17 protein-coding genes and 2 pseudogenes are annotated in these 16,560 nt (G+C 69.7%); 13 read left to right on the plus strand and 6 right to left on the minus strand.

What is annotated here, in order from left to right:
* Position 1 precedes the first annotated feature (1 nt).
* The 4 genes from EDD92_RS47205 to EDD92_RS47220 all read left to right on the plus strand — a co-directional run bounded on the left by EDD92_RS47205 (position 2) and on the right by EDD92_RS47220 (position 6,143).
* On the plus strand, positions 2–1,540 hold the full coding sequence (locus EDD92_RS47205) for a sensor histidine kinase (protein WP_123970006.1): 1,539 nt from the start codon (positions 2–4) through the stop codon (positions 1,538–1,540).
* A complete protein-coding gene (locus tag EDD92_RS47210) occupies positions 1,537–2,187 on the plus strand; it encodes a response regulator transcription factor (protein ID WP_123970007.1) in 651 nt (216 codons plus the stop codon). The genes EDD92_RS47205 and EDD92_RS47210 overlap by 4 nt, the downstream gene beginning before the upstream one ends.
* A 160-nt stretch (positions 2,188–2,347) precedes the next feature.
* Positions 2,348–3,625, plus strand: coding sequence for a transposase (locus EDD92_RS51875; protein ID WP_260327393.1), 1,278 nt, complete (start codon positions 2,348–2,350; stop codon positions 3,623–3,625).
* 250 nt (positions 3,626–3,875) lie between these two features.
* Positions 3,876–6,143 carry a M4 family metallopeptidase gene (locus EDD92_RS47220; protein WP_123970008.1) on the plus strand — a complete coding sequence of 756 codons (2,268 nt, stop codon included), beginning with the start codon at positions 3,876–3,878 and terminating at the stop codon, positions 6,141–6,143.
* 57 nt (positions 6,144–6,200) lie between these two features.
* Here EDD92_RS47220 and EDD92_RS47225 read toward each other — a convergent pair whose 3' ends face one another.
* Together EDD92_RS47225 and EDD92_RS47230 are read right to left on the minus strand one after the other, a co-directional pair.
* Positions 6,201–6,437, minus strand: a complete 237-nt coding sequence (locus tag EDD92_RS47225; protein ID WP_123970009.1) for a hypothetical protein — start codon at positions 6,435–6,437, stop codon at positions 6,201–6,203.
* The gene (locus EDD92_RS47230; RefSeq protein WP_123970010.1) at positions 6,434–6,685 is read right to left on the minus strand and encodes a hypothetical protein; all 252 of its coding nucleotides are present in this window, start codon (positions 6,683–6,685) and stop codon (positions 6,434–6,436) included. The genes EDD92_RS47225 and EDD92_RS47230 overlap by 4 nt, the downstream gene beginning before the upstream one ends.
* A gap of 136 nt (positions 6,686–6,821) precedes the next feature.
* Between EDD92_RS47230 and EDD92_RS47235 the strand changes: the two genes are divergently transcribed.
* A complete protein-coding gene (locus EDD92_RS47235; protein ID WP_123970011.1) occupies positions 6,822–7,115 on the plus strand; it encodes a DUF1330 domain-containing protein in 294 nt (97 codons plus the stop codon).
* A gap of 138 nt (positions 7,116–7,253) precedes the next feature.
* Here the strand turns inward: EDD92_RS47235 and EDD92_RS47240 are convergent.
* Positions 7,254–7,463 (minus strand): annotated as a pseudogene (locus EDD92_RS47240) (hypothetical protein); the annotation flags it as partial.
* Positions 7,464–7,472: 9 nt separating this feature from the next.
* Between EDD92_RS47240 and EDD92_RS50320 the strand changes: the two are divergent.
* Together EDD92_RS50320 and EDD92_RS47245 are read left to right on the plus strand one after the other, a co-directional pair.
* Positions 7,473–7,814 (plus strand): hypothetical protein, encoded by a 342-nt coding sequence (locus EDD92_RS50320; protein WP_260327238.1) that lies wholly within the window; start codon positions 7,473–7,475, stop codon positions 7,812–7,814.
* Entirely contained in the window at positions 7,814–8,380 is a 567-nt protein-coding gene (locus EDD92_RS47245) for a S1 RNA-binding domain-containing protein (RefSeq protein ID WP_123970877.1), read from the plus strand. The genes EDD92_RS50320 and EDD92_RS47245 overlap by 1 nt, the downstream gene beginning before the upstream one ends.
* Before the next feature lie 176 nt (positions 8,381–8,556).
* Here EDD92_RS47245 and EDD92_RS47250 read toward each other — a convergent pair whose 3' ends face one another.
* Both EDD92_RS47250 and EDD92_RS47255 read right to left on the minus strand, forming a co-directional pair.
* Positions 8,557–9,198: a Rid family hydrolase gene (locus tag EDD92_RS47250; protein WP_123970012.1), complete on the minus strand. Its 642-nt coding sequence runs from the start codon at positions 9,196–9,198 to the stop codon at positions 8,557–8,559.
* Positions 9,195–10,805, minus strand: a complete 1,611-nt coding sequence (locus EDD92_RS47255; RefSeq protein WP_123970013.1) for a flavin monoamine oxidase family protein — start codon at positions 10,803–10,805, stop codon at positions 9,195–9,197. The genes EDD92_RS47250 and EDD92_RS47255 overlap by 4 nt, the downstream gene beginning before the upstream one ends.
* Positions 10,806–11,266: 461 nt before the next feature.
* On the opposite strand from EDD92_RS47255, the pseudogene EDD92_RS51880 reads away from it, so the two are divergent.
* Positions 11,267–11,362: pseudogene (locus EDD92_RS51880) on the plus strand (deaminase); the annotation flags it as partial.
* A gap of 32 nt (positions 11,363–11,394) precedes the next feature.
* Here the strand turns inward: EDD92_RS51880 and EDD92_RS47265 are convergent.
* Entirely contained in the window at positions 11,395–12,033 is a 639-nt protein-coding gene (locus EDD92_RS47265) for a helix-turn-helix domain-containing protein (protein ID WP_123970014.1), read from the minus strand.
* A gap of 137 nt (positions 12,034–12,170) precedes the next feature.
* On the opposite strand from EDD92_RS47265, the gene EDD92_RS47270 reads away from it, so the two are divergent.
* The 5 genes from EDD92_RS47270 (at position 12,171) to EDD92_RS47290 (ending at position 16,531) form a co-directional block, all read left to right on the plus strand.
* Positions 12,171–12,692, plus strand: coding sequence for a flavin reductase family protein (locus EDD92_RS47270; protein ID WP_123970015.1), 522 nt, complete (start codon positions 12,171–12,173; stop codon positions 12,690–12,692).
* Entirely contained in the window at positions 12,689–13,573 is an 885-nt protein-coding gene (locus EDD92_RS47275) for an MBL fold metallo-hydrolase (RefSeq protein WP_123970016.1), read from the plus strand. The genes EDD92_RS47270 and EDD92_RS47275 overlap by 4 nt, the downstream gene beginning before the upstream one ends.
* 1 nt (position 13,574) lies before the next feature.
* A complete protein-coding gene (locus EDD92_RS47280) occupies positions 13,575–14,780 on the plus strand; it encodes an amidohydrolase family protein (RefSeq protein ID WP_123970017.1) in 1,206 nt (401 codons plus the stop codon).
* Between the two features lie 120 nt (positions 14,781–14,900).
* Positions 14,901–15,659: an ABC transporter ATP-binding protein gene (locus EDD92_RS47285; RefSeq protein WP_260327239.1), complete on the plus strand. Its 759-nt coding sequence runs from the start codon at positions 14,901–14,903 to the stop codon at positions 15,657–15,659.
* Complete coding sequence (locus EDD92_RS47290; protein WP_123970019.1) at positions 15,656–16,531, plus strand: ABC transporter permease; 876 nt, start codon at positions 15,656–15,658, stop codon at positions 16,529–16,531. Before EDD92_RS47285 ends, EDD92_RS47290 begins: the two co-directional genes overlap by 4 nt.
* Positions 16,532–16,560 lie beyond the last annotated feature (29 nt).

Here is a 16,560-nt window from a genome sequence, read left to right on the forward strand (position 1 = left end):
CATGCCGGATCGGATCTTGTCCCTGGCCGACGCCGCGGTGGGCGTGGTGCTCCTCGGGTCGGGCGCGGTGGCCTGGACGGGCAGGCGCCGCAGTCGCGTCGGTGCGCTGATGGCCACGGCCGGGGTGTGCTGGTTTGTGGGCAGCGCCTTTCCCGGCCTGGTGTTTTTGCACCGCGGGCCGCTGGTCCAACTGCACCTGACCTATCCGATCGGGCGGCTGCGCCGGCGGTCGACCGCCGCGGCGGTCGTCTCCGCGTATGTGGCGGCCGTCTACGAGGGCTTCGTACCGGCGCCGTGGCTGGCCGTGGGGCTGTCGATGACGGTCGTTGCGGCCGCCATCGACGTCTTCGCCCGTACCTCAGGACCGGCCCGCAGGGCGGGCCGGCCGGCGCTGGCCTGCGCCCTGGTCTTCGCCTGCGTGCTGGCTCTGGGCAGCGCCAATGTGCTCCTGGAGTGGGGCGCGGACCGCGCGGTCCTGCTCGTCTACGACACCGCGGTCTGCCTCGTGGTGATGTGGCTGACGGTGGACCTGTACTGCGGGCGCTGGAGCGAGGCGACCGTCTCCGACCTCCTTGTGCAGCTCGCCCAGCGCACGGACACCTCGGGACTGCAGGGCCAACTGGCCAGGGCACTGGGCGATCCCGGCCTCACGCTGGGCTACTGGGTACCGTCGCAGCATGCGTACGTCGATGAGGCCGGTCGGCCGCTCGACGTCGACCAGCGCCCGGCGGGGCGGGTGAAGACGGCTGTCGAAAACGAGGGCGAACCCGTCGCCGTACTCATCCATGACCCTGCGGTCCTGGACGACCCTGATCTGATCGACGGAGCCATCGCGGCGCTTCGCCTGACCGTCGCCAACGCGCGGATGAGGGCGGATATCCGCGCCCGTGTCGCGGAACTCGCCGCATCTCGCCGCCGCGTCGTGGAGGTGGCGGACGCCCAGCGGCAGGCACTGCAGGCAGAGCTCGCCGCCACAGCACAACACCATCTTGCCCAGGCAGCGCTCCATCTCGCCGCCCTCGAAGCCGAGGCCGACGGCGAACTATGTGCCGTGCTGCCGGAGGTGCTGGCCGAGGTGGCCACCGCCCGGCGCGAACTCGCCCAGTTCGCCCAGGGAATCAGGCCGGAAAGTCTCACCGCCGGCGGACTGGGCGCAGCGGTTCCGCTGCTCGCCGACCGAGCCGGCCTGCCGGTCTGTGTCACGGTCAGGGTCGGCCGGCAGCCGGCTCCGCTCGAGGCAGCCCTCTACTTCGTGTGCGCCGAGGCACTCACCAACGTCGTCAAACACGCAGCGGCCACACGGGCGAGTGTGGAGGTCGTCGCGGAGGCGGGCGACATCGTGGTACGCGTGAGCGACGATGGACGCGGCGGTGCCGACGCCAGGGGATCGGGCCTGCGCGGCATCGCCGACCGGGTCGAGGCCTTGGGCGGCAGCATCACTGTCGGCGGTGATGCCACCGGCGGGACGCTGCTCGTGGCCAGGATCACGGCCGAAGCAGTGAGGTCAGACGGGGATCGCGAACGGGGGCATATCCGATGAAGGTCGTGATCGCTGATGACTCGATGCTGATCCGTGACGGCCTCGCGCGGCTCCTCGCAGAGGCCGGCTGCGAGGTGGTGGCGACCGCTGACAACACCGCCACGCTGATGCGCAAGCTGGACTCTGTCGTACCCGACGCGGTGATCGTGGACATCAAGATGCCGCCGACGTACACCGACGAAGGCCTGGTTGCGGCCCAGCAGCTGCGCTCCAGGCACCCCTCCATGGGCGTACTGGTGTTGTCGCAGTACCTCGAGGTGCACTACGCCATGCGTCTGATCAGCAGCGCACCCGAACACCTGGGATATCTCCTCAAGGAGCGCGTAGCGGACGTTGCCCTGCTCGTCGATGGGCTGCGCCGCGTGATCGAGGGGGAGTGCGTCATCGATCCCACGATCGTCACCACGCTGATGCGGCGACCGCGCGACCCCAGCCCGCTCGCCGGCCTCACCGCGAGGGAACTCGAGGTCCTGGCACTCATGGCCGAGGGACGTTCGAACGCGGCCATCGCCGCAAAGCTGTCCATGAGCCCCAAGACACTGGAGGCCCACGTCCGGCAGATTCTGCAGAAGCTGAACCTCCACCAGTCGCCGGACGACCACCGGCGTGTACTCGCCGTCCTGAAATACCTACGGGCCGCGCACTGAATCCAGAAGGCCGGGGATTGTGTGAGAGCCCTCCAGCAGCATGCGCCCACCCCTGGCACCCTCTTCGCGACTCACGACCTCGTGCACGGTTGGCCGTGGCTCGGTGCTCGGGTGGCTCGTTGAGCTGTGCATGATGGGGGCTGGGGCGCGTGAGTTGATCGTGACGGAGTACCGGGTCACCGGGCTGTCGCCGGCTGTGATTGATGAACTCATTGCTGAAGTAGGGCCTTTGTGGCATGAGCAGTATCAGGCACGTCTGAAGGCTCGGCCGAGGCGACGGGACGTAGGAGCCGGGGCGAAGCACAAGTTCGTCTTCGTCGACCGGCTGCTGGCCACGCTGGTGAGTCTGCGCCACGGCACCACACATGACGTGCTGGCCTGCTGGTTCGGCGTGGACCGCTCCACCCTCACCCGCGCCATCGGCGAGGTGCGGCCCCTGCTCGCGCAACGGGGCTGCACCGTCGCGCCGGGCATCCGACTACGCACTCTCACCGCGGTCCTCGATCACCTGGGCGCCGGCGGTCGGACCGGGATCATCGACGGCACGGAGATCCGCGCGCGACGCCCAGCCGCAGGCCGCAAGGCTCGGGATAAATTCGTCTCCGGCAAGACCAAGCAGAACGCAGTGAAGTCCATGGTCCTCACGGACACCGAAGGGCACGTGCCGTTCTGCAGCCCGGTCCGGCCCGGCAGTTGCGCCTACATCACCCAGGCCCGACTGCCGCACGGTCCGTACGGCGCGGCGGCGTGCCGAAGCCGGCAGCAGTGGCCCGCCCAGCACGAGCATGACAGCGGCCAGGACGGTCGCCCCGGTGACCGGGTGACGCGCGTCGTCGGTGTTCAGGATGAGCGCCGCGCCGATGGTGACGCCGACCAGGGCGACCAGACTGCCAGGCCGGTGGCGACCATGCTCGACTGGCTGATCCGGCATCATCCCTCACCGCCCACCACCTCATCGGCGAGAGCGTCGGTGGCGCTGAGCGCCGTGTGGACATTCCACCTGACCCACCAGGCCGAGCTCTGCGTCAGTCCATTCGGTGCGCCGGCGCACGCACGGCGAGTTGGAGAGAAGTGCAGACGAAAGCCTCCTGCGCGGCTTCCCGGCCGGCGGATGGGCCGGCTGGGCATCGCCGGACATCGCGTGTGTCTGCTCTGCCGGGACGCCGGAGCCCATGGCTGCCTACTCCTCGGGTTCGGAGGGTTCCGCCGCAGTTCCCGGTTCGCGGGGTTCGCGGCCCTGAGCCCCCCGCGAGTCAGCTGGTCGCGATGCTCCTGGCTGCACTCGGCGTTACGGGGCCGGTCCTGGCGGATTGCGGCGGTGTGGGCACGTGAAGTCGACGCCCCCTGCGGGTCTCCGCCCGTCGACATCCGCGACGATGACGACTGTCTAGCGTCGGGTGCGGCCGAAAACCGGCGTCGTCCGTTCCGATTTGCCTGATCTGCATAGCCATTTCCAGCCGATCGGTTGACCGGCGCATGACAGGTCAGCTGTGCGGTGTCACTCTTCTGCAGGAAGTTCACCATTCCTTGACAGATTCACCACGCGGTGCACCCGCAGCGTCACCCCGAGCCCCGCCCTCACCCCCCACCTCCTTCCACCCGCATGCCGTGCAGCCTCCAGACCGGCGCCCTCTGCCGCTCTGTGCCGCCCGCGGCCCCCATGGGCCGTCATATCGAAGGAGAAACCGTTGCCCCTGCGAGACCGCACCCTTGCCCGGCGCAGACGCGCCGCCGCCGTTGCTCTCAGTTCCCTGGGATCTCTACTCGCCCTGACCCTTCCCGGCCACGCCACCGCCGCCCCTGCCGGCCCGAGCCCCGCGAAAATCACCGCCAAGCCCCGGGTCGGTGCCCTGCCGGCGTCCCTGACGCCCGCCCGCCGCACCGCTCTGCTGAAGCACGCCCAGAGCTCGGCCGCCGACACCGCACGCCGTATCGGCCTCGGCGTCAAGGAGAAACTTGTCGTCAAGGACGTCATCACTGACGCCGACGGCACCACGCACACCCGTTACGAGCGCACCTACGCCGGCCTGCCCGTCCGCGGTGGCGATCTCGTCGTCCACGACAGCAGCGGTCGCACCACCGTCACCAGGGCGAGCCGGGCGACCCTTGCCGTGCCCTCGCTCAGTCCGAGGATCCGCTCAGCCGCCGCCGCAGACAAGGCCGAGGCAGCCTCGAAGCGCGCCCGGGTCAAGGGCTCCGAGGTCGAGCGGAAGCCCCGCTTGGTGATCTGGTCCGGTTCCGGAAAGCCCGTCCTGGCCTGGGAGAGCGTCGTCGAAGGCGTCCAACGGGACGGCACTCCCAGTGAGTTGCAGGTCGTCTCCGACGCCACCACCGGCAAACAGCTCTTGGCCGCCGAGAAGGTGGACACCGGCACCGGCACCGGCCAGTACGTCGGCACGGTCCCGCTGGGCACGACCCAGTCGGGATCGACGTATCAGCTCACCGACCCCGACCGCGCGGGACACAAGACGTACGACCTCAATCAGGGCACGTCGGGGACCGGCACCCTTTTCACGGACGACAACGATGTCTGGGGCGACGGCCTTCCGTCGAACCGTCAGACCGCCGGCGTGGACGTCGCGTTCGGCGCGGCGGCCACCTGGGACTACTACAAACAGGTGTACGGCCGAAACGGGATCCGCAATGACGGTGTCGCCGCCTACAGTCGCGCCCACTACGGCAGCAACTACGTCAACGCCTTCTGGCAGGACTCCTGCTTCTGCATGACCTACGGCGACGGCTCGGGCAACAACCACCCGCTGACCGCGCTGGATGTCGCGGCCCACGAGATGAGCCACGGTGTCACCGCGGCCACGGCCGGCCTGAACTACTCGGGCGAGTCCGGCGGCCTGAATGAGGCGACCTCCGACATCTTCGCCGCCGCCGTGGAGTTCTACGAGAACCTCCCGGCCGACCCGGGCGACTACCTGGTCGGCGAGAAGATCGACATCAACGGCGACGGCACCCCGCTGCGGTACATGGACAAGCCCTCCAAGGACGGTGCCTCCGCCGACAGTTGGAGCCCCTCCCTCGGCGGACTCGACGTCCACTACTCCTCGGGCCCCGCCAACCACTTCTTCTACCTGCTCTCCGAGGGCAGCGGCGCCAAGACCGTCAACGGCGTCTCATACGACAGCCCGACCTACGACGGTCAGTCGGTCACGGGCATCGGCATCCAGAACGCCGCCGCCATCTGGTACCGCGCCCTGACGACGTACATGACCTCGACCACCAACTACGCCGGCGCCCGCACCGCCACCCTGTCGGCCGCCGCCGACCTCTACGGCGTCTACAGTCCGACCTACCTCGCCGTCGCCGACGCCTGGGCGGCGATCAACGTCGGCAACCGCATCGCACTCGGGGTCAACCTCGCTCCGATCGCCGACCAGACCAGCGGCATCGGCCAGGCGGTGAGCCTCCAGCTGGACGCCTACACCACCAACTCCGGAGCCACTCTGACCTATGAGGCCACCGGGTTGCCCGACGGCCTGAGCATCAGCCCGAGCGGTCTCATCACCGGCACGCCGACCACCCTCGGCACCGGCGATGTCACCGTCAGGGTCACCGACAGCACGGGAGCGTCAGTCTCGAAGACCTTCAGCTGGCGGATCGCCTACGTCTACGCCAGCGCCACCCACGTGGACATACCGGACAACGGGCCTGCCGTGGAGTCACCGGTGACCATCACCGGCCGCGACGGCAACGCCTCCGCGACCACCTCCGTCTACGTCAACATCGTCCACACCTACCGCGGTGACCTGACTGTCGACCTGGTCGGACCGAACGGCACCGTCTACTCCCTGCTCAACCGCAGCGGCGGCTCTGCCGACAACGTCGACCAGACCTTCACCGTCGACGCCTCCGCGCAGCCGCTGAACGGCACCTGGAAACTGCGCGTGCAGGACCGGGCATCCATCGACGTCGGATACATCGCACGCTGGCAGCTGACGCCCTGACCCACAGACGGCACACCGCTGCCCGGACTCGCCGGTCCGGGCAGCGGCATGGCTGTGTCACTTTGCGAGGGGCTGGCTCTGGTCCATTTCCTGTGGTGCGGCCACATGCTGTTGTCTGGCTGATTCGATCCACTCTGGCAGTTGGTCGCCTTGCAGGTCGGTGACCATGTGGCCGAAGGTCCGCACGTGTTGGGCGAAGATGTCCAGCCCGGGGCAGTTGGCCAGCACGGCCTTGAGCTGGATCCGGTGGCTCTCGACCAGGGCGTCCGCGTGGGTCAGGAGCCGGCGGGTCACGGCGCGGGCCGATGGCGGCCGTGGTCCGACCGGCTGGGTTTGCCGCGCAGAGTCCTGCTCACGGAATTGCGGACGTTGCCGTAGCCATCCGGGTAGCCCTGCTCTCTGATCTCCTCCCACAGCTTCCAGGCGTTGGTGCAGCCTTCCTGCCGGCGCAGGTCGAGGTAGGGCTTGTAGGCGTCGAGCTTGGTCGCGCGGCTTTGCCGCCGGCCGGTGAACAGCTCCTCCGGTGTGGCGGCCCGGGACAAGCGCCGATCGCAGCCCCAGCTGGTTGATCGAAGCCGTCCGACTTCGACGCCGTCTCCGTCGGCTCGCTGACCCACCGCGCGCCGGCCATGGATCTGAGCCTGCTTCTGATCATCAATTCCGAACACAGGAGGTACCGTGGCCAAGGGCTACTGGGTCAGCGTCTACCGCACCATCGCAGACCCTGAGAGGCTTGCTGTCTACGACAAGCTGGCCGGTCCAGCCGTCAAGGCCGCGGGCGGGCGGACGCTCTCCCGCGGCAGCCGGGTCGTCGCACACGACACCGGAACCGCCGAGCGCACCATCCTGATCGAGTTCGACAGCTTCGAACAGGCGGTCGCCGCACGCGCGAGTGCGGCCTACCAGGAGGCGCTGGCCGTACTTGCTGACTGCGTCGAGCGCGACTTCCGCATCATCGAAGGCCTCGACTGACGACCGATGTCGCGTCAGGGAGGAACACGATGCCGGCTGCGGGGATCCCCCCGGCTCGTCAGCGCGCCGCACCGTCGTGAACAGCGTCAGGCCGGTGGCATCGGCGGTGATGTCTGGTCCGGCGACGGTTCCTTCCTGTCAGTGGTCGTGTAAGTGGTTCAGGCCGCGATTCCGTGAATCCCCAGGTCGTGATCGCAACAGGATCCGGATAGGGAGGGGGCGGAACGCGGCTCGGCCGTACATCTGTCGCTTGATGGTCTTGATGCGGTTGACGTGCCCCTCGACGATGCCTGAACTCCAGGGGAGGGCGAGGCCGGCGGTGACGGCATCAAGGTCGAGGCATAGGCCCTGGACTGCGTGGTGATCGAGACGAACAACGGCGGCGACTACCTGCCGGCGCTGCTGGAGCAGGTGGACCCGACGGTGACCTGGCGGATCGTTCATGTGACGCGGGGGAAGCGGGCGCGGGCGGCCCCGGCCGCCCAGCTGTATGAGCAGGCGCGTGTGCATCACGTGGGCGCGGCGCGGGTGTTTGGAGAGTTGGAGGAGCAGATGACAACCTTCGTCGGCCAGGGCGAGACGGAGGATTCGCCGGAGCTGCTGGACTCGGCGGTGTGGGCGCCGTGGGACCTGTTCCTCGACCCGATGATGTCGCCACCGCGGGGTGGGGATGACCAGCGGCTTAGCGGTCGTCGGTGATGGGTGGACCGTCTGAGGAGCCAGAACTCTGGGCATTCCTGGAATCATTGCACTGCGGCGATATCCTTTCCGGCACCGTCACAGCGATCGAACGGTTCGGTGTGTTCGTGGCGCTGGACGACGGACCGGCCCATTCGGTCTTCCCTGGCGTCGGGTTCATCTCCTTCGCTGAACTGTCCTCGCGTCGCTTCGAGGCGGCCTCCGACGTCGTGCAGGTCGGGCGGCGCGTCTCGTGCGAGTTCCTCCAGTTCGACACGTGGAACCTGGAGGCCAGACTGTCCTTGAAAGCCACACAGCCGGACCCCTTTCAACTATTCGTCGACGCCATCGCGGTGGGGGAGAAGTTGCCTGGCCAGGTCACCAAGCTGATCCCGTTCGGCGCCTTCGTCCAGGTCGCCGACGGAGTCGAGGGACTGGTTCATCTGCGGGAGCTCGCCTGGACACCGGTGGAGACCCCATCAGATGTCGTCCAGGTCGGCGACGAGATCACGGTGGTCGTCACCGAGATCGACCGAGAGCGACACAGGGTAGCCCTCTCCCGACGACAAGGCTCATCCGCCGTGTGATGCGCTGCGTCGGCCGCCGCGGAGGCAGCGCATGTGGGCGCCGCGCGTGGCCTCGAACCGTCGTTTGGGGGCGGGCCGCCGACAAGGAACTCGGCGGTAGGGGGGAGGTCGCTTCGGAGCCGGGCCCGGTCGCGGGCCCGGCCCTTGGCTGCAGTCGGTCTGCGGACGTGTGCCCGTCAGTGCTTCTTGTACGCGGCGGTGACCTCGACCTCCACCAGCCAGCCCTTGACTGCCAGTGACGCGACCTCCATCGTGGCGCGCGCCGGACGGGCCTTGTTGGCGACCAGCGGAGCCTTGGGGGCGGAGGTGCCCATCGGGACCGGGACCACCTCCTTGGAGGTGAGGTCGATGTTGGCGAAGTACTGGCGGTACGCGCGGTTCCAGCCCGCGTAGTCGGCGGTGTCGGAGCCCGGCGCTTTCATCAGGTAGCACTTCATCGTGATGACGTCGGCCAGGGTCAGGCCCGCCGCTTCGAGGTTGGTCTTGATGTTGCGCAGGACGACGAGTGCCTGGGCCTCGGTAACGGTGACTCCCGTGGCGCCCTGAGTGAGGGCCGGGTCGGTGTAGAGCTCGGGTGAGCCTGCCGGCGCGGACGGGTTGAGCGCGGTCGGGCCGAGGCCGCTGCTCTGGTAGACCGCCACCTCACCGCCGGTCACCACTCCGGTGGCGATGGCCGGGTTGGACTGGCCCTCGGGCAGCATGACGCGGACCTCTTTGGAGCCGGGCCACCAGCCCCTGCCCTCGGCGAGCGCGGTGCCGCCGGTGAGGAGCGAGGCGGTCAGGGCCGTACCGATCACAACCCTCGTACGTTGCTTCATGCGGCCATCACCCTTGCGTGGATGTCGGTCACGACCTTGCGGGCCGAGGTGAACGCGCCGTGCTGCCAGGCGATGACATGGCTGAGCCAGTCGCCGGCAAAGTAGACGTGCCCGGCCGGCTGGTTGAGCAGCTTGTACTCCGGACCGGTTTGCGAGGGCCAGCCCACCCAGCCGGCCTCGATGTGAGGCGTGCGATGCCAGGCCACGCTGAAGGAGTGATCGAGTTCGGTGCGGTACTTGTCACCGTGGATCTTCACACCCCGGCTCACCGCCCGCGCGACGCGCTCAGCGTGCGGCAGATCGCTGTACGCGACGGCGTTGGCACCGAAGTTGTAGTAGCCGATGAGTGTGCCGCGGCGCCCCTGGTAGCCGTACGACGGATACCAGATGGTCGCCAGGTCGGTGTCGGTCGGCGTGATGCCACCGTAGATGTGCTCGTCCGTCTCCCACCAGCGGCTGCGGTACTCGAGCCCGACCTTGCCGACCGGCGTCGGGACGGCGTACTTCAGCGCGGCGGTGATGTCGGCCCCCAGATTGTGCTTGAGGCGGGCCATGACCATCGGTGGCATGGCGGCGACGACGAAGTCGGCGCGCTGGGTGCGGTTGCGGCCGCCGGTGTCCTTGTAGGTGACCTCGGCGCCGTCCGGCAGGTCCTTGACCTCCAGCACTGTGGCGTCATAGGTGATGCGGTGCCGGCCGACCGCCTTGGCCAGGGCGTACGGGATCGCGTCCATGCCGCCCACCGGCTGGAACATCAACATGGCCTGGTCGTAGCCGAATTCGAAGGCGAAGCGCTGCCCCACGCCGCTGGCGACGACGTCCGACAACGATGGCACCGGGCCGAGGACCGTGCCCTCCTCGAAGGCCGCGCCCGGTTCGACGGAGTAGCCTCGCCGGTCGGTGCCGGTGTAGGCGTAGCCGTCGGCCTTGCCTTTGATGGCGCCGAAGCTCTGCAGGAAGGCGATCAGTCGTTCCTTGTCCTGCGCGGTGAGCCGTGCGTCAAGCGCGCCCTGGTCGGTGGCCTTGGCGAGCAGTTCGGAGATGTAGCCGTAGACGTCGGCCTTCGCCGTGCGCCAGCGCATGGGCTTGCCCGCGAGGGCGGCACTGCTCTCGTGGTAGATGTACGCGTTGGCGTTCTGGTTGGTGAACACCTGGAGTTCGACGCCGAGTTCGCGGCAGTACTCGAGAGTGACGTGGGACTGCGGCAGCCGGGCCGGGCCCGCGTTCATGTACTGGCCTTGGGTGAACGACGCCGTCTGCGTGCGCCCGTCGAGGTCGGTCAGTTTCGTGCCGCCGCGGACCGTCCAGTTGCGGCCCCCGGGACGCTCGTTCGCCTCCAGGATCCGGCAGTCGTAACCGGCCTTGCCCAGCTCGTACGCCGTCGCCAGGCCGGCTATGCCGCCGCCCAGCACGAGCACCTTCTTCCCGGCGCGGCCCGTGAGCGCGAAGTCGCTTCGCTGGGGCGGGCGGTACTCGTCCGCCCGCACGTCGGGCACCGGGGCGAGCCCGAGTGCGCCCATCGCCGAGTACAGCACTCCGGCACCGCCCGCGGCGCCTACGGATCTCAGGAAGTTGCGACGGGAAGCGGGGGATTGCTCTGCAGCCATCAATTCCTCCTCGTCCGAACCCCGGCGGGCACGCGCCGTCCGGGGAGCGGTCGTTCGGTCAACCCGGTCACGTGGGGGGCGAGTTGCTGAGGAGACCGGAGGTGCGTCGCCATGAGCCTCCGTCAGGACTGTTACAGCGTCATGCCACTGACGTAACCGGTCCGAGCCGTGAGCTGCGAGCCGGGAGGAAGGAGTGGGCCGGGGGTGCGGCAACGACCGGGGGCGTGCCAACTGCAGCGGAAACGCGCTTCATTGACGGGGCCGCACCCTGGCCGACTGCAAAGGGGAGGCCACGGCCACCGAGCTTGTGGGCACCGGGACCGAGGCAATGCCTTGGAGGAAGTGGTGGGCGGCTGCCGATGCGGCCACGTCCCGTTCGACGTCATTGATGTGCGGCGCCTCGCCGCGATGATGCGACAGAATCAGACGAGGGACACGTGGAGCGGCAGCTGCTGAGAGTCATGAGCTTCAACATCTCGAGTGATGGGCTCGGTGCCAGTGAGCATCAAAGTCTCAAGCGGCCGTTCGGCCACAACCATCGCCTCCACGTGTTCGCGGGGAAGCGCCGGCCGGACGCTCGGCGGTCGGCTCAGGAGTGATGGTCGGACTGTGTCGCGTTCTGCACGGTGAGGAGCCGCACCAGAGAGCCGTCGCCGACCGCGCGCCAGCGGTGCGGAGTGGCTCCCGGGTAGCAGATGCTGTCTCCCGGGCGGAGTACGTGGGATTCGGGCCCGTCGGCGCCCCGCAGTTCGATCTCGATTTCGCCTGCCACGACGTAGACGAACTCGTCGCCGGGGTGGTCGTAGTACTCCTCGAACCGTTCTGGCGCACCGATGTGCTCGACGGGGTGCACGGAGAAGGCGGGGGCGCCGAGCATGCGCGCCGTGCCGCCGGACCTGGCCACGTTCAGGCCCTCGCCCGAGCGTACGACGTGGGCCGAACCGGCGGGGGCGTCGGGACGCGGCACCGCCGCCGTGGCCATGAGGGCCTGCTGGGTGGTGCCGAGGGCGCGGGCGATGCGGTGCAGGGACGGCATGCTCGGGCGGGTGAGCCCGCGCTCCAGCTGGCTGAGGAACGGATGGGACAGCGCGGCACGCTCGGCGAGCTGGACGAGGGTCAGGCCTCGCTCCTTGCGCAACTTCCGGATCGCGCCGCCGAGTTCGGCGCGCAGCAGTGCGTCGGTGTCCCCGGTGGCGGGCGACGTGCTGTGGGCGGGTTGGGCCGGCATGGCAGGAATCCTAAAGGGTCGGGCGCGGCGGGCCGGGAGGGGCCGGGGGAGTGCCGCGAGAGGGTTTACGCCCGTGAAACACCCGGCCCCTACGCTGAATGTTGATGGCACGAACATTCTAGCTTCAGGGAGCCCTCATGGCCGCGGCCACCTCCGACCGTTCCGTCGTCTCCCCGCCGGATTCCGTCTTCCTCGACGCCATGGCAGCCCTCGCCGGGGGCGTGTGCGTCGTCACCGCCCTGACGGCCGAAGGGCGCCCGGTGGGCTTCACCAGCACCGCCGTGATGAGCCTGAGCCGCGCGCCGCAGCTGCTCGCCATCGGGGTGGGCCGCAGCGGCCGTTCGCTGCCCGCGCTGCTCGACGGCCGCAGGTTCGCGCTGAACATCCTGCACTCCGGGGGCGAACACGTCTCCCGGCGATTCGCCGACCGCACCGGGGATCGGTTCGCGGACCTGGAGTGGTCGGCCGAGGAGCACGGCGGGCTGCCGCTGCTGCTCGCGCACAGCTCGTACGCGGTGCTGTGCCGCGTCGTGCGCGACCTCCCGGCCGGCGACCACCACTTGATCGTCGCGGCCGTCGACGACGTGGTGACCGGAACCGGCGGACCAACCGCCCTCGTGCACCACGACCGGCGCTACCACGCGCTCGGCGCCGCGTGAGTGGCCCCGCCTGGTTCCAGGTGGCCGAGACCGGGCCGGGCGCCTTCGTGATCGCCGAGCCCGGCCACGTCAACAGCTATCTCGTGCTCGGCGACGACATGGCTCTGCTCTACGACACGGGCATGGGCATCGCCGACATCGGCGAGCAAGTTCGCCGGCTGACCCAGCTGCCGCTGCTGGTCGTCAACTCGCACCACCACTTCGACCACCGCGGCGGCAACGCCTCCCTTGTCGCGCACGCCGAGGACATCGCCGTACATGTCGAGGGAGCCGCACTCCACACGGATCCCGCTCCGCACGAGTGGCTGGAAGCCTACGGGCACGTCGCGCACGACCTGAGGAAACGGTACGAGGAGTTCCATGCCCTGGACGTCGGCGGGTTCTTCCTGACCGACTCCCGCGTCGAGGTGCGGCCGGTCCCCGACCTGGCCGGCTGGCGGATCGAGGCCGTACGCCCCACCCGGCTGCTGCGTGAGGGAGACGTCCTCGACCTGGGCGGCCGCAGCCTCCAGGTTCTGCACACCCCCGGGCACTCACCGGACGGCATCTGCCTGTGGGAGCCGCAGACCGGGCTGCTGCTGGCCGGTGACACCCTCATCAGCGGCACCTTCTTCGCCCATGTGCCAGGCGCCGACGTGAGCGCCTTCGCCGCCTCGACCCGTCGACTCGCCGAACTGCCCGTCACCACCGCGCTGCTGGGCCACAACCTGCGGCACCGGGAGTCGGCGGACTTCGTGGCCCGGGTCGCCGGCGCCTTCGCGGCCGTACGGGACGGCCACACCCGCCCGTACGCTTCCACCGACATGTTCGGCGCCCCCGTACGCCGTCACGACTTCGACGGTTTCGCGGTGCTCACCGCGCCGCACGGAACGGAGCGCTGACATGCCCACTCTGCTGCTGCGCGGGGCGCAGGTGCCCGGGGGAGCGGTGCGTGACGTCCTCCTCGATCCGGGCAGCGGGCGCGTCGCCCAGGTGGCCCCGCCCGGTGTGCTTCCTCCCGCCGCGGACGAACTCGACCTGAGCGGCTGGCTGCTGCTCCCCGCCGGTGCCGAACCGCACGCCCACCTGGACAAGGCCCTGACCTGGGACCTGGCGGGCGCCCCGTCGGGCGACCTGCACGCCGCCATCGACGCCTGGCGTGCGTACGCCGTGCGGGTCACCGAGGACGACGTCTTCCGGCGGGCCGCGACGACGGTCGACGAACTGTGCGCGAACGGCGTGACGGCGATCAGGACCCACGTGGACCTCCTCACCGCGGGAGGCGATCCGCTGCGAGGTCTGCGTGCCCTGCTGCGGCTGCGCAGGCAACTCCGGGGACGCGTGCGGCTCCAGATCGCCGTCCTGCACGTCGACGCGCCGGAGGACCTCCTGCACGAGGCCCTCGACCTCGGCGCGGACCTGCTGGGCGACTGCCCGCACCTGTCCACCGACCCCGCGGCGTCCGTGCGCCGCACCCTGCGCATCGCCGCCGAGCACCACGTCGGCGTCGACCTGCACGCCGACGAGACCCTCGACCCGGGCGCGGGGGATCTGCGCCTGCTTGCCCGGGCCGTCCGCGAGCAGGGCTTCGCCCTCGGTGTCACCGCGAGCCACTGCGTCAGCCTGGGCGCGGTGGCGCCGGACGAGGCGGCGCGCACCGCCAAGGAGGTCGCCGCCGCCGGGATCGGCGTGGTCACCCTCCCGCTGACGAACCTCTACCTCCAGGGGCGCGGCCGCCCGTCGAGCACTCCGCGCGGGCTGACCGCGGTGCGTGCGCTGCTGGACGCGGGCGTGCCGGTCGCGGCCGGTGGCGACAACGTCCGCGACCCGTTCAACCCCGTGGGCCGGGCGGATCCCCTGGAGACCGCGTCCCTGCTGGTCACGGCCGGTCATCTCACCCCGGGCGAGGCGCTGCACGCGGTCACCGCGGGCGCCCGCGCGGTCGTCGGGCTCCCGGTGGCGGGGCCGTACGAGGGTGCTGTGGCCGACCTCCTGGCGGTGCGCGCACGGTCCGTGTCGGAGGTGCTCGGTGCGTCCTGCCCCGAGCGGCTCGTCTTCGCGGGCGGGCGGCTCGTGAGCCGTACATCGGTGGTCCGCGAGCTCTTCTGAACCGGGCCGCCCGCGCTGAACGGGACCGTTTCGGCGAACAGATACGGCCAGGACACTGGCCGGAAACAATCAATGTTCATGCTATCAACATTCCTGCTTTTGGCACTGAAGGGAGCTGATGTGCCGACCACCGCCGAGGAGACGCTCGACGCGACGCTGCGATTCGACAGCGTCGACAAGCACTTCGCCAGCGGGACCACCGCCCTCACCGGACTCGAACTCTCCATCGCTCCGGGCGAGTTCGTCGCCGTCGTCGGCCCCTCGGGCTGCGGCAAGTCCACCCTGCTCCGCCTCGCCTCCGGCCTGGACACCGCCACCGGCGGCACGGTCCACGCCCCCGCTGACTCGGTCGGCTACGTCTTCCAGGACCCGACCCTGCTGCCCTGGCGCACCGTCCTCGCCAACGTCGAACTGCCCGCCGAACTCGCCGGGACGGCGAAGGCCGACCGCCGCGCACGAGCCCTGGACGCCCTGCGGCTGGTGGGGCTGGAAGGCGCCGAGAAGCAGCTGCCGGGACAGCTGTCCGGCGGCATGCGCATGCGGGTCTCCCTGGCCCGCGCCCTCATGACCCGGCCGTCCCTGTTCCTGTTCGACGAACCCTTCGGCGCCCTGGACGAGATGACCCGCCTGCGCATGCAGGAAGAACTCCAGCGCATCTACGCCGAGACCGGCTTCGCCGCGCTGTTCATCACCCACTCGGTGACCGAGGCCGTCTTCCTGGCGAGCCGGGTCGTGGTGATGTCGGCGCGGCCCGGCCGCATCACCGCCTCCTTCGAGGTCCCCTTCCCCCATCCCCGTCCGGCCGAGCTGCGCTACGACCCCGAGTTCGGCCGCATCGCCGGCGAGGTCTCCGCGGCTCTGCGAGGAGGTTTCCAGTGAGCGCCGACATCACTGCCCGCGCCGAAGTGACCGTCCCCGCGACGGATGTGACGACGACCGAACCGGCGCCGCCGACACGTCGGCGCCGCATCCGGCCCGCCGCGGTGCTCACCCCGCTCGGATCGCTCGGCGCGGCCATCGGCATCTGGTACGCCGCGAGCTATCTGCTGCTCAGCCCCGCCCGGCGTTTCCTCGTCCCGCCGCCCGACCAGGTCCTCACCGTGTCGTTCCTCGACTGGACCCACCTGGAGCCGATGCTGCGGGCATTGTGGCTCACCGCCCAGGTCGCGCTCGTCGGCCTGCTCATCGCCTCCGCGCTGGGCGTGACGGTGGCGGTGCTGATGAGCAGGGCCCGCTGGCTGGAACGCTCCCTGTACCCGTACGCGGTCATCCTCCAGACCGTGCCGATCCTCGCGATCGTGCCGCTGATCGGCCTCTGGTTCGGCTTCGGCTTCACCAGCCGGGTGGTCGTGTGCGTCCTGATCGCCCTCTTCCCGATGATCGCCAACACCTTGTTCGGCATCCAGTCGGTCGACCGCACCCACCACGACCTGTTCACCCTCCAGCGGGCGAGCCGCTGGGCCCGCCTGCGCAAACTCGAACTGCCCGCCGCCCTTCCCTCGATCTTCACCGGCCTGCGCACCTCCTCCGGCCTGTCCGTGATCGGCGCGATCGTCGGCGACATGTTCTTCAAGCAGGGCGAACCCGGCATCGGGACCCTGCTCGACGTCTACCGCTCCCGGCTGCAGTCCGAGGACCTCTTCGCGGCGATCATCCTCGCCTCCCTCTTCGGCGTCGCGGTCTTCGCCCTGTTCACCCTCATCGCCCGGCTCGCCGTCGGCTCCTGGCACGCCTCGGCCGACCGTCCGTAGACCCGCCTCCCCGCCCTTCCCTCATCTCC

It is taken from the genome of Streptomyces sp. TLI_185 (genome assembly GCF_003814765.1).
In the GTDB taxonomy this organism is placed as follows: Bacteria; Actinomycetota; Actinomycetes; order Streptomycetales; family Streptomycetaceae; genus Streptomyces.